At 40.8% G+C, this 13,047-nt stretch carries 13 protein-coding genes; 5 read left to right on the plus strand and 8 right to left on the minus strand.

The features are described from left to right. The first annotated feature begins 118 nt into the window (after window positions 1-118). On the plus strand, window positions 119-670 hold the full coding sequence (locus ACFS5N_RS06855; RefSeq protein ID WP_377183569.1) for a NifU family protein: 552 nt from the start codon (window positions 119-121) through the stop codon (window positions 668-670). A gap of 95 nt (window positions 671-765) precedes the next feature. On the opposite strand, the gene ACFS5N_RS06860 is transcribed toward ACFS5N_RS06855, so the two are convergent. From ACFS5N_RS06860 to mtaB, 4 genes are read right to left on the minus strand one after another with little or no spacing between them, the layout of a single operon-like run. Further along, the gene (locus tag ACFS5N_RS06860) at window positions 766-1,560 is read right to left on the minus strand and encodes an inositol monophosphatase family protein (protein WP_377183571.1); all 795 of its coding nucleotides are present in this window, start codon (window positions 1,558-1,560) and stop codon (window positions 766-768) included. Continuing rightward, window positions 1,526-2,014 carry a GtrA family protein gene (locus ACFS5N_RS06865; protein ID WP_377183573.1) on the minus strand — a complete coding sequence of 163 codons (489 nt, stop codon included), beginning with the start codon at window positions 2,012-2,014 and terminating at the stop codon, window positions 1,526-1,528. The genes ACFS5N_RS06860 and ACFS5N_RS06865 overlap by 35 nt, the downstream gene beginning before the upstream one ends. Further along, on the minus strand, window positions 2,007-3,173 hold the full coding sequence (locus ACFS5N_RS06870; RefSeq protein WP_377183575.1) for a prolipoprotein diacylglyceryl transferase: 1,167 nt from the start codon (window positions 3,171-3,173) through the stop codon (window positions 2,007-2,009). Before ACFS5N_RS06870 ends, ACFS5N_RS06865 begins: the two co-directional genes overlap by 8 nt. Window positions 3,174-3,201: 28 nt before the next feature. Continuing rightward, window positions 3,202-4,521, minus strand: coding sequence for a tRNA (N(6)-L-threonylcarbamoyladenosine(37)-C(2))-methylthiotransferase MtaB (gene mtaB / locus ACFS5N_RS06875; RefSeq protein WP_377183577.1), 1,320 nt, complete (start codon window positions 4,519-4,521; stop codon window positions 3,202-3,204). A gap of 110 nt (window positions 4,522-4,631) precedes the next feature. Between mtaB and ACFS5N_RS06880 the strand changes: the two genes are divergently transcribed. After that, window positions 4,632-6,890: an ATP-binding protein gene (locus ACFS5N_RS06880; RefSeq protein ID WP_377183579.1), complete on the plus strand. Its 2,259-nt coding sequence runs from the start codon at window positions 4,632-4,634 to the stop codon at window positions 6,888-6,890. A gap of 58 nt (window positions 6,891-6,948) precedes the next feature. Here ACFS5N_RS06880 and ACFS5N_RS06885 read toward each other — a convergent pair whose 3' ends face one another. From ACFS5N_RS06885 to ppk1, 3 genes are all read right to left on the minus strand, one after another. After that, the gene (locus ACFS5N_RS06885; protein ID WP_377183581.1) at window positions 6,949-7,512 is read right to left on the minus strand and encodes a UbiX family flavin prenyltransferase; all 564 of its coding nucleotides are present in this window, start codon (window positions 7,510-7,512) and stop codon (window positions 6,949-6,951) included. A gap of 157 nt (window positions 7,513-7,669) precedes the next feature. Beyond that, complete coding sequence (locus ACFS5N_RS06890) at window positions 7,670-8,563, minus strand: Ppx/GppA phosphatase family protein (RefSeq protein WP_377183584.1); 894 nt, start codon at window positions 8,561-8,563, stop codon at window positions 7,670-7,672. Further along, the gene (gene ppk1, locus ACFS5N_RS06895) at window positions 8,560-10,617 is read right to left on the minus strand and encodes a polyphosphate kinase 1 (protein ID WP_377183586.1); all 2,058 of its coding nucleotides are present in this window, start codon (window positions 10,615-10,617) and stop codon (window positions 8,560-8,562) included. The genes ACFS5N_RS06890 and ppk1 overlap by 4 nt, the downstream gene beginning before the upstream one ends. Window positions 10,618-10,779: 162 nt before the next feature. On the opposite strand from ppk1, the gene ACFS5N_RS06900 reads away from it, so the two are divergent. Beyond that, window positions 10,780-11,277, plus strand: a complete 498-nt coding sequence (locus tag ACFS5N_RS06900; RefSeq protein ID WP_377183588.1) for a YajQ family cyclic di-GMP-binding protein — start codon at window positions 10,780-10,782, stop codon at window positions 11,275-11,277. A gap of 257 nt (window positions 11,278-11,534) precedes the next feature. Here ACFS5N_RS06900 and ACFS5N_RS06905 read toward each other — a convergent pair whose 3' ends face one another. Beyond that, on the minus strand, window positions 11,535-11,972 hold the full coding sequence (locus tag ACFS5N_RS06905; RefSeq protein ID WP_377183590.1) for an Hsp20/alpha crystallin family protein: 438 nt from the start codon (window positions 11,970-11,972) through the stop codon (window positions 11,535-11,537). 137 nt (window positions 11,973-12,109) lie between these two features. On the opposite strand from ACFS5N_RS06905, the gene ACFS5N_RS06910 reads away from it, so the two are divergent. Together ACFS5N_RS06910 and ACFS5N_RS06915 are read left to right on the plus strand one after the other, a co-directional pair. Continuing rightward, entirely contained in the window at window positions 12,110-12,556 is a 447-nt protein-coding gene (locus ACFS5N_RS06910) for an acyl-CoA thioesterase (protein WP_377183592.1), read from the plus strand. Window positions 12,557-12,590: 34 nt separating this feature from the next. Beyond that, complete coding sequence (locus tag ACFS5N_RS06915; RefSeq protein WP_377183594.1) at window positions 12,591-12,992, plus strand: hypothetical protein; 402 nt, start codon at window positions 12,591-12,593, stop codon at window positions 12,990-12,992. Window positions 12,993-13,047: the final 55 nt, after the last annotated feature.

The following is a 13,047-nucleotide window of genomic DNA, read 5'->3' on the forward strand; positions in this document are numbered from 1 at the left end:
CTATGCATCGTATATACCTGCGTATTAAAATCGTCCGTCATTAACCCGTCATAACTAATTTAGTATAGCATAATTACCAAAAAGCTATTTAAATTTGTTCTTATTAAACATAGATAAGATGAATATCAACGTATATACCGAATCAACGCCAAACCCGGCAACCATGAAGTTCATTGTGAACAAGTTGCTGATCAATGGTAGTGTTGACTATCCTACCCGCGAAAGCGCCGAGCAATCGCCCTTTGCTAAAGAACTTTATAAATTCTCTTTTGTGAATGGTGTATTCTTTGCCAGCAACTTTGTTACGGTCACCAAAACCGAAGGTAGCGAGTGGGCAGACCTGGAGCCTATACTGAAAGAATTTGTTAAGGGAGCCGTTGAAGCTGAGATTAAAGTACAACTTGAAGAGCAAACAGAGGACGTTGCTTTTGAAGGTACTGAGACTGAAATCAAAATACAGCAAATCTTAAACGACTATGTTCGCCCGGCTGTTGAGCAGGATGGCGGCGCTATATCATACCGCTCGTTTGAAGAAGGTGTAGTGACAGTTGAGCTGCGCGGTTCATGCAGCGGTTGCCCATCATCAACAATTACTTTAAAAGCCGGTATTGAAAATCTATTAAAACGCATGGTTCCTGAGGTTACCGAAGTGGTATCGGAAGCATTATAAGATTTTGGGATTTCACCGATTTTGATGGTGATTACACTGATAACAAAAAAGGATCGTATGTTGAATACGATCCTTTTTTGTTGGGGTTAATTTTTTTATTTATTGAAATGCTCATGTATTACTTTCAGCATTTCGTCGGTTATCTTTCCGTTTGTAGCCAGTATCTCCCTTGCATCCAATACTTCATCGCCGCCATTGTAGTTTACCACCTGGCCACCCGCCTGCTTCACAATTACAATGCCTGCGGCTACATCCCAGGCATTTAAATTATACTCATAGAATGCGTCAAAGCGCCCTGCGGCGGTATAAACCAAATCTGTCGCAGCTGACCCCAGCCTGCGAATGCCATGACAGCTTTTCATCAGGTGAGTGAGCAGATCAATATATTGGGGTTGCTTTTCAAAGTTATAATATGGAAAGCCGGTAGCAATTAAACTATCACTGATCTTTGGCGCCGGGCTTACCTTTATTTCTTGCCCATTCAGATAAGCGGGCGAACCTTTCCAGGCGTAGAAACATTCATCCTGGTTTATCTCATACACCACGCCCAATACCAATTCATCATATTCTTGCAGGGCTATGCTCACAGAAAATACGGGCACGCCATGGATAAAATTGGTAGTACCATCCAATGGATCAATGATCCAATTGTAGCGTTCGGCTACTTTGGTGCTGGTTTTTTCTTCGGTGATAAAACCTGAATCGGGTAAGATCTTCTCCAAACCGGCAACAATGATACCTTCAGCAGTTTTGTCTACATATGATACCAGATCGTTCAAACCTTTGTATTCGATCTTATCGGCACTAAAGTTTTTTCTTTCCTGCCGGATAAAGTCTCCGGCCTGTTTTGAAAGCTCAATTACCTGTGTTGCTATCTGCTCCAGTTGCATGTTGATGTCTTAATGATAAACTGAATGAGAAAAATTTGTGTATAAAGAAGCTGGCGAAAAACAAGCTCAAGGCAGCAGTAATACGCGCTACCGGCGGATACAAACCTACCTGTTGTATAAAGAAGTCGAGCACCAATAAATTGGCAAAAAATCCAATAACGGCTACTGAAGCAAACTTGATAAATTGGACGGTGCCTGATGTTTTTGACTCTGTAAATACTACATATTTAGTAATCAGAAAGTTAACGATTACCCCTAAAAAGAAGGAAACGGCTAATGAAAGCTTATAATTATTTACTGTAAAATTGAATATGTTATATCGCGGTTGTTCTAAAAAGTTATGATATAGTACATAAAAAGCCAGTATATCAACTACAAAGCCCATACCCGCCGAGAAAATAAACCGCACAACCTGGTTTTTAAATAATGTTTTTCTGAGCGAATGTTTAGCCATGCTTTACAGCACCTTTTTTACGGTGATTTATTCCATTAATAATTAAAGCAATTCCACCCAGAGTCATAAACAGCGAAATCATTTCAGCTTGTGTAAACGATATCCCAAACAAATGGTAACGTGTATTTACGCGAATAAGCTCAATGCAAAAACGCTCTACACCATTCATGATCAAATAGATGCCAAACAAGACACCCGGCATTTTAATACGATCGCGTATGCTCCACAATACAAGGAACAACAAGATGCAAACTACCGACTCATAAAACGACGTGGGGTAAACCGGTTGTGGCAATACGCTGCAAAATTTACCGATACAGCCAGGTATAGGATTGCCTTCGCCGCCTACATTGTGCGGAAAATTAAATGACCACATCCAATCAGGTAACCAACCTAACCAATGCGGTTTTTGAGCCAGGTTAGGTATTCCCCAATCACCATCGCCTGACATTTGACAACCAATACGACCCAGTCCATAGGCCAACATCATACCCGGTCCACCTATGTCCAACATGGTAAGTGGTTTAATACCGTGTTTATTAGCTATATAAAGTACAGCTGCGCCACCGCAAATCAATCCCCCGTAAAAAGTAAAACCACTATTGCCTATCAGCATACCTACCGGGTCTTTCATAAAGTCGTCCCAGTTTTCAAGGCCATTAAATAATTTAGCGCCCGCAAAACCACACAGCGCAGCCCACACCAAAATATTCCCCATTAATTCATAGGGATGCACCTTGATTTTTTTGGTTTCAGGTTTGGGTAGTACATGCTTTTTATTTTCGGCATAGGCCCAGTAAGCAAGCGCTGCTGCCAGCACCACACCGCCTATAAAGTTACCCTGCAATGAAGTTAGAAAGCCAGACGGATCATCGACAAATGCGGTATAGTTAAATGCTATATATACTAACTTATAACCAATTACAAAACCAAACAGCGCGTTGGTAATTAACTCTGTTATGGTTATAGGCTGCCCTACTGTAACTGTTTTTTCAAACGAATGGATAACACCCAATTTTTCTTTGCGCTTAAACTCCTGCACAAATGCCCAATAGGCCCCTAAAAATGCCAGCGCTACAAAAAAACCAAAACTTTGTATGGGAAGCGGAATATTAACACCAAAAAGATATTTGATGATATAAGTTAAGTTTGGAAACATTACTAACTATTTTGCTGCGAATATAGGCTTAATGAACCAATATTTCGTCGCTTTCAGTTATTTCAACATCACCATCCGGTGAAATATTTGTTAAGGTTACTCTTTTTATCTCGTTAACCAGTACCGGGTCAAATTTAGTTTTAACCTTTACATAATTACGGGTAAAGCCATGCATAAAGCCCGCTTTGATATCGCCCTCAAACAAAACTTCATCTGCTTTGCCTAACTGACTTTCATAAAAAGCGCGGCGTTTTTTGTCTGACAGAATGTGCAGCATTTTGCTTCTTTCGGCGCGGGTTGAGCCGGGCACGGCGCCGCTCATTTCGGCAGCAAGCGTGTGTTCCCGTTCAGAGTAAGTAAATACATGCAGGTAAGATATATCTAAACTATTCAGAAAGTTATAAGTGTCAACAAAATCCTCGCGCGTTTCGCCAGGGAAGCCAACAATCACATCGACACCGATACAACAATCAGGCATCAGTTCTTTGATTTTTGCTACGCGATTTGCATACAACTCGCGTTTATATCGCCGGCGCATCAGTCCCAGTATTTTGTCAGAACCCGATTGGAGCGGAATATGAAAATGCGGTACAAAACGCTTCGACTGCGCCACAAATGCGATAATATCATCGCTTAACAAATTGGGTTCAATAGATGAGATACGAATACGGTCAATTCCCTCTACTTCGTCCAAGGCCTTTACCAGATCAAAAAACCTGGTTTTACGCTCGCCGTTGATAATGCCGTAATCGCCGAGATTAACACCGGTAAGTACGATCTCCTTTACACCTGAATCCGCGATTTGCCGAGCCTGCTGAATAACGCTCTCGATGGTGTCGCTTCTGCTGGCACCGCGAGCCAGCGGAATGGTGCAAAATGAACATGAGTAATCGCAACCATCCTGCACTTTCAGGAAGGTACGCGTACGGTCGCCAAATGAATAAGCAGGCACAAACTCATTAGCCGCTGATACCGGCTGATTATAAACTACCGTTTTTTCTTTTTTAGTGAGGTCGGTAATATGATCAATAATCTGAAACTTTTCGGCAGCACCCAAAACCATATCCACACCCGGTATTTCAGCTATCTCTTTAGGTTTCAATTGCGCATAACACCCCACAATAGTCACATAAGCATTTGGCGATACCTTCAACGCCTCTCTTACCACTTTCTTACACTTCTTATCGGCGTTATCAGTTACCGAACAGGTATTGATCACGTATACATCAGGTGTATCAGTAAAGTCCACGGTATCGAAGCCTGCGTTGCCAAACAATCGGCCTAGTGTTGAGGTCTCCGAGTAATTGAGTTTGCAACCCAGTGTATAAAATGCTACTTTCTTATTCATTTGCGGCTGCAAATATACTAAATATAGCTTAACCACTAAATTGCTCAGGTTCAGCCTGTTTTTATGACTTACATCAGACCAACAATTGTAATAAAGCAGTTGCAAAGGTCATGTACAACCTGAAGGAGTTACTAACCGGGAACCTTTTCTATAAACCGACGTTAACAATACAACTGCTGAATGATGAAAACAAATACCCCGCTCGCCGCTTAATGATTGTACGTACCAGAAAAATACCCATTTTAAGATTTGTACTGATTATTACGTTGATTACTTTGCTTTTTGGTGGTACCGAATACTTATATCTGCGTTACAAAAAAGCGCAGCTTCTGCGCGGTAATATCGAAAATCTAATCAGCTCGCGCGAAAACTCCGCTTTAATTGATACCTGTATTTACCGGCTGTATAGTGCCGATAACAATACGCGTCTTTACGCAATTACCAACGACAAAAGCTATCTGAGACAGTCGGCCGCCGATATGGATAAAGTCTTGAAAACAATAAACAGGATTAAATTCGGCGATAGACAAATACAGAGTCCAGACCAATTTAAAAAACTGGTTCAGGAAAAGATTATCAAAACCAACGATTATGTTAAACTGCGCCTGCAGCAGGATAAACTGATTAAGAAATCAGAAACCATTAACAAATCGCTGGATAATATACAGAAAGCGAGGCCTGAACTGGTAGCCCATCATGTAACCACGCTGGATACCATTAAGGTATCGCCTAATAAACAGCCTAAAAAGAAATTCTTTGGCCGAGTTATCGCTTCGCTTTCGCGAAAAAAAGAACCTGAAAAACCCAAAGCTGTAGTAGTTGCCAGGGATACGGTAATATACTCGCAAAAAATATCAAAAGCTACTATTGCTAACGGGAAGGCTGCCTACAGCTACTACAAAAAACTAAACCGGGCAAACAAAAAACTAATACAGGGCGAACAAAAAATTTTGCAGTTGAATAATAACCTGGCGCAAGAAATTATTGCAAGCTTAAGAGACTATAAAGCTATTGAGCAGGCCTACATTAACCGCAGTAAGCAAGAATTGCGAGCCAATATGGGCGACGTATTCTCTGATTTTGGAAAAGGGTCGGCACTGAATTTTGTGTTTATGGTACTGGTATTGATTGCTGTGTTTTACAACATCTGGAAAATTTTCCGCAACGAGCAAGAGATCATAGATTACAGCAATAGTGCCGAGCAATATGCACAGCTTAAAAGCAAATTTTTGGCCGGCATGAGCCATGAGATACGTACGCCGCTTAATTCAGTAATAGGTTTTTCTGAGCAATTAAGCCTGGAAGAATTGCCACCCCACCAAAAAGAACAGGTAGCCGCCATCCGCAAGTCGTCTGAAATGATTTTAGATCTGGTGAATGAGATTCTGGACTTTTCAAAGTATGAAACCGGCAAGATGAATTTTGAAAGCGCGCCATTTATGCTGAACCAGGCGATAACTGAAGTATATCAAACGATGAGTATTCATGCCATGAAAAAAGGCATCGAACTGGAAATATCCAGCAGCGTCGATGATAATGTCTGCGCCGAAGGCGATAAGGTGCGACTAAAACAGGTATTAATGAACCTTACCGGTAACGCCATAAAATTTACGCGCCAGGGTAAAGTAACTATACAAGCCAAAGTTGAGACTGCCCTACCTAATGATTTTATATTAAAGATAACAGTGATTGATACCGGTATTGGCATAGAGAAAGCCGATCTGCCGCATGTGTTTGACGAATTTTCGCAAGTTGCAGAAGCGCAAAAAGCTACCCGCCATAAAGGCACAGGCCTGGGACTGGCCATTTGCAAAAAAATCATCGAATTGCAAGGCGGGAATATCACCGTAACCAGCGCCCCGGGCCAAGGTTCTGCATTTAGTTTCGAGCTGCCGTTAAAGCAATTAGCAGAGGGTACCTGTTCGACAGAATCTGCCATCAATGAAGACTTACTTACCCATTTGGTTAATGACAAATATATACTGGTAGCCGACGACAACAAGTTGAATGTTCTGCTGGCCAAAACTATTCTAAAAAAATGGGGAATAAGATGCGATACTGCTAATGACGGTTTGGAAGCATTTGATTTATTTAAAGCAAACAATTACGACATGGTGCTAACCGATATCCAAATGCCAGATATGGATGGCTTGCAACTTACCGGGCATATCCGTGACTTTGCCGACCCCGCCAAATCAAAGGTAATTATCATGGCGCTTACCGCCAATGTATTGAAAGAAGACCGCGACAGCTATATGAGCGCGGGTGTAAACGGCGTTATCCTCAAGCCATTTTTGGAAAAAGACCTCATTGAAAAGATTGCATCAGCAATTCAGAATGAAACTACAGCGTTGAAGTTTATAGCTTGATTTTTAATGAGTGCCTTAGTGCATTAATGCATGAGTAAATGATTAATTCGCTCGCTTATTACTCCTCGCTCCACCTAAAGCTGTCATTTTCCAGCCCTATCAAATCTATAATCCGGTTTACAACGGTCATTGCTACATCCTCAATAGTTTTTGGCTTACTGTAAAACGATGGCACAGCCGGGCAGATGACCCCCCCTGCTTCGGTTATAGTAGCCATGTTGCGGATGTGGATGAGGTTAAAAGGCGTGTCTCGAGCCACTAATATCAGTTTGCGGCGTTCTTTCAATATTACATCCGCTGCACGGGTGATCAGGTCGTCAGAAATCCCTCCTGCAATCCGCCCCAAGGTACCCATTGAGCATGGCACAATCACCATGGTATCAAACTTTGCTGATCCAGACGCAAAGGGTGCCATGAAATCAGTCTTCGCGTAGAATTTATAAGGTAGGTTTTGGTAATCCTGATTATCCAGTTCAAACTGCCATACCTGCTTGGCATTGTCTGACATCACCACAGCAACTTCAGCAATTTGGCTTTGGAGTTGTTGCAGTTTCTCCAGTAAAAGTTTAGCGTAAACAGCGCCACTGGCACCGGTAATAGCAATTACAATTTTTTTCTTCATGATGATTGGTAAACAACCCAAAGGTAGGAAAGTTACGGGCACAAAAAAGGGTCGAATACAAGTACCCGACCCTACATCTACCTATGAAAAACATGCCCTTTGAGAGGGCACTACAAATATAATAACAGTTTCTTAATTATTAAACAAAAAATTGAAATTATTTTAATGTGGTTTTCATAAACTTTTCATCTATTAAAGTCTGAATAATCCCGTCAACCATACCAACGGTAGGAACATAAATATTTTTAATGCCGGCCCATTTCATTACAGCTAAGTAAATCTCGCAGGCAGGAATTATCACGTCGGCGCGGTCTTGATTGAGGCCCAGTACGTTAATCCGGTCTTTCAATGAAAATGAATCCAGGTAATCATATAATGACTTAAGTTTACCCAGGCTCATGGGCGAACCATTTTTCTCTTCAGACAATCGGTACAGTTTATTAATATTACCACCGGTACCAATGCCGGATATGCCTTTAAAATGGCGCGTATGCTCACGTATAAATTCACGCATGGCACTCCATGACTCCTCTGTATCCTGATTATCCAAAATACGTATAGTACCAATGTTAAATGATTTAGAAGCTACCAGCTCGCCCGATGCAAACAGTGAAAGCTCTGTGCTACCACCGCCAACATCAATATACAGGTAGTTTTTGTTTTTGTCGATATTTTGTTCGGCATGGCTGGCATAAATAATCTTAGCCTCTATTTGGCCCTGAACAATTTGAAGAGTAATACCGGCTTCGTCTTTAATACGTTTAACTACCTCGGCACCGTTACGGGCTTCGCGCATGGCTGATGTTGCACATGCCATACATTCGCTCACTTTGTAAACATCCATCAGGTTTTTAAAGGCCTGCATGGTTTTAATGAGGTCGGTTGTCTTCTTTTCAGATATTTCGTGGTTCAGGAAGGCGTCGTCACCTAAACGCAGGGGAACGCGCACCAGCGTATTTTTTTTGAACGACACCGTTCCGTCATTCTCTTTAATATCTGCAATGAGTAACCTCACCGCGTTAGATCCGATGTCAATAGCTGCGTATCTCAATTTGTTTTATTTTTATTCTTTAGATAAGTATAAATATCAATCTGTGCCCTTACCGGCAGTTCAGACTTGGTTTTGTGGTATTTGTTGGTATTATCCTTATTAATCTCCCTCGATTTGGTATTATCGCTCAACTGGATATTAATAATATCCCTGATCTCTCTCTTCACTTCTTGATCATAAATCGGGAAACCAACCTCCACACGGCTTTCAATGTTACGCGTCATAAAATCGGCCGACGTCAGGTATACCAATTCATCACCACCATTGCAGTAAACATGAACACGGGCGTGTTCCAGGTATTTATCAATAATGCTGATAACCTCGATGTTTTCGCTATAACCCTTTATGCCCGGTACAAGGCAGCACATACCTCTGACAATGATCTGAATTTTCACACCCGCATTGCTGGCCTGATATAATTTCAATACCATCTGCTCGTCGGCAAGGCTATTCATCTTTAATATCATATAAGCTTGCTTACCGGCTTTGGCATTTTTAATCTCGTTATCAATGAGTTTATAAATAGCCGGACGTGAGTCGAACGGAGACACAATCAAATGCTTTAAACCTTTTGGTAACACGCCTTTGTTTATGTCTCTGAATACCTTAACCAAATCGCCGGTTATTTTCTTGTTGGCAGTAAGCAGGGTATGGTCGGCATATATACGGGCCGTTTTCTCATTATAGTTACCGGTTGACAAGCAAGCAAAATAAGTAGGTTTACCGTCCTTACCGGTACGATTTATCAGACATATTTTAGAATGAACTTTGTAGCCATCAATGCCATAAATAACGTTTACCCCCTCCTCTTCAAGTCTACGGCTCCATGTAATGTTATTTTGCTCGTCAAAACGGGCGCGTAACTCAACCAGGCAGTTTACCTTTTTCCCATTTTTGGCTGCATTAATCAACGCATGCATGATGCGCGAGTTTTCAGCCAAACGGTACACAGCTATACTGATTTCTTTTACGAAAGGATCTATCGCGGCCTCACGGAGAAAATGAATTACATAATCATAGGTCTGGTATGGTGTGCTAATAAGGTAATCCTTTTTGGCTATCATCGTCATCAAGCTCCTGTCAAAAGTCAGATTACCGACCGGCAAAGCGGGATATTTAGCATATTCCAACTCAGGCGAGCCAACGTTAGGGAACGATATAAAATTCTTAAAGTTATGGTAACGGTTTCCCGGTATCAGGCTTTCGCCGTGCAAACCCATTTTGCTTACAAGATATTTCAACATATCCAGCGGCATTTCAGAATCGTATAACAAACGCATGGGCTTGCCTTTCTTTCGTTTTTGTAAGCTGCGCGACAAGGCGTCAATGAACTTACCGCTCACTTCTTTATCCAGATCCAGTTCCGCGTCGCGGGTTAACTGTATCGAGTAGGCTTCAATGCTGTCGTGTTCAAAAATGAAGAAAATATCCTCCAGACAATACCTCACAATATCATCCAAAAGGATAATAAACTTCAGGTTATTAGTTTCGGGTAGTACAGTAAACCGAGGCAGATTATCTGGTATCTCAATCAGCGCATAAGTTATCTTTTTGTCTTTGGTTAGCTTCACAAAGAAGTATATCGCACGGTCGCGCAACTCAGGCAATGCACTGGCGTTGTTAAGCATAATTGGCACCAGCGTCCCCAGTAACTTTTCTCTGAAATGATCACGAACAAAGGCCCCCCGGGCAACGTTTAGCTGTTTATCGTTAAGCAGGAATATCTTTTCTTCAGCAAGTTGCTTTACAATGATATTTTCATACAGATCGTTAAATTTACGTTCTTGCTTTACTACCAGATTTTTGATTTGGTTTAGCAGTTTTTTAGGGCTGTAGCCCAGTATTTCCTTAGATTTTTCGTTCAGGCTGGCTAAGCGACTTAAGGTAGCTACCCTCACGCGGTAAAACTCATCCAGGTTTGATGAAAATATGGCCAAAAACTTAATTCGCTCTATCAGTGGTACCGTCGGGTCGGCAGCTTCTTGCAGTACACGCTCATTGAAATACAGCCAGCTAATCTCTCTGTTTATTAAAGGTACCCGTTTTAAATCCATATTAAATGCTACGCCGGCAGGCATTATGGCAAAACTGCCAATTTATTTGTTAAGTTAATATTAATATATTACTATGCCTGCCTGTTTTAACACATAATTGTAGTATTTGATTTTATAGCTATTTAAGTAATTTTGTACCTCACACCAAAAAACGATTTCCCTATGCCTAGTTTTGATATAGTAAGTAAAATAGACGGACAAACACTTGACAACGTCATTAATATTGCAAAAAAAGATATTTTGAACCGTTACGATTTTAATGATTCAAAAAGCACTATCGACCTGGATAAAAAAACCAATATAGTAACCGTAGTTACTGAAAACGACATGCGGCTGAAAGCCATTCAGGATGCTATTATCAGCCGCATGGTTAAACAACAGCTTGATCCAAAAGCTTTAGACCTTGATTTTGGAAAGGAACAATCAGCCTCAGGCAATATGATACGCAAAGAAATCAAGGTTAAACAAGGGATTGATCAGGAAACCGCCAAAAAGATAGTCAAAAAAATAAAAGACAGCGGCCTTAAAGTTCAGGCCAGTATTATGGACGACCAGGTACGTGTACAAGGTAAAAAAATTGACGACCTGCAGGATGTTATTGCACTATGCCGCAAAGATGACTTTGGACAGCCGTTGCAGTATATTAATATGCGCAATTAGCAAGATTTACGACTTTAGATTTACGAATTACGATTTTAATGGTTCCTAATCGTAATTCGTAAATCTAAAATCGTAAATAACAAAAGAGCCATCTCCTTGCAGAGACAGCCCTTTTCAAACTAAACCAACATTACTTATTATGAAAACACTCTTTACCGGTAATTCCTAAGTCCGGGCCCGTAGACACAATCACCCTCACCTATCACACGCGCAATCACCCTCACTGTCGCGGACTTTCGGAACATCCCGATATGATATTATTTTACAGCTATTTCTCTGGTTTGAAATTTAGCTTCTTCTTTTTTAGCGATAGTCAATTTCAAAATACCGTTAACATAATCAGCTTCAATTTTTGACTGATCAGCGCTTTCTGGTAAAGTAAATGATCTGCTGAAGGAACTGAAGTTGTATTCGCGTTTGCTGAATTTCTTGTTTTCATCAACGGTTTCAGTTTTCTTATCTGCCGAAACGCTTAATACATTTTTATCCAGATTAATTTTGATATCTTCTTTGGTTAAGCCCGGGATTGCCAGTTCAACTTCAAATTGCGCATCGGTTTCTGCAATATTTACTGCAGGGGTACGAAAAGCTGCTCTTTCATTTACAAATGAGTCGTTTAATACCGAGTAAACATCGTTAAAGAAAGGGGTTACAAAACCATTTTTTGCCTCTTTTCCAAATTTCACTAAAGTCATGTTTATATCCTCCTAAAGTTTTTTATTTTATGTTAATTTGTAAGTGTTTGGTCAATCGCCATACCAATGGCTATTAGAACAATAATAGATGACTTTTCGTCACTTAAACCAATTTTTAACCGACATAATGACATTTAATGGCTGAAAAAATAGCTGATTACAAGTTTCGCACCCCTATACATGTTCGCTTTTCGGATATCGATGCGGTAGGTCATGTTAACAATGCGATATATCTTACTTATTTTGAAATAGCCCGATTTAATTATTGGAAACACGCTATCGACTGGAATTTAAGCGAACATGGTATTATTGTAGGACGTGCCGAAGTAAACTATTTAAAACCTATCAATTTGTATGACGAGGTTGCTTGTTATGTACGTGTAGTGCGTATTGGCAACAGCAGTTTTGATGTAATGCAAATATTGGTAAAGAGTACACCAGCGGGCGAAGAAATTTGCACTACCGGCAAAACCGTTTGTATTAGCTATGACTATTCAGCTAATAAATCAGTACCTATCCCTGCCAGAGAGCGGGAACAGATGATTGCCTATGACGAACCGCGTTTAATACTGAATACTAATTAATTACGCAATCCGTTTAAAAAGAAAAGACACTATAATGAAAAAGCATTACCTGAGTATATTATTATTGTTGTTTATTTTGGGGGGCTGTAAAAAGAACAGCGGCAACCAAATTGACAACAACATAACCCCTGCTGCTAACGGCACTATGCATGTGGTTGTTAACAGCGATCACACCTTCTCTTATAACATTACTGAATCAAACACCTCAACGGGCGATTTTGGCACCAAAGACGACTACAATATTTCAAAATTGGATTATTACTTCACGCCCAAACCGGGCAATACCGTAACTATTGAGTGCGAGTCGGACTATACCAGTAACATGACGGCTACGGTTACTTATAAAGGCACTACGCTGGGCCCTATTACCACGCACGGCAACGGCAGTAGCCAGGGTACCGGTTTTGAGTTTACTTATGTAGTACCCAACAATTAATAAAATTTTAAACAACAAAGCTCCGGTATAATAAACCGGGGCTTTGTTGTTTAAA

Source organism: Mucilaginibacter ximonensis (assembly GCF_042686265.1).
In the GTDB taxonomy this organism is placed as follows: Bacteria; Bacteroidota; Bacteroidia; order Sphingobacteriales; family Sphingobacteriaceae; genus Mucilaginibacter; species Mucilaginibacter ximonensis.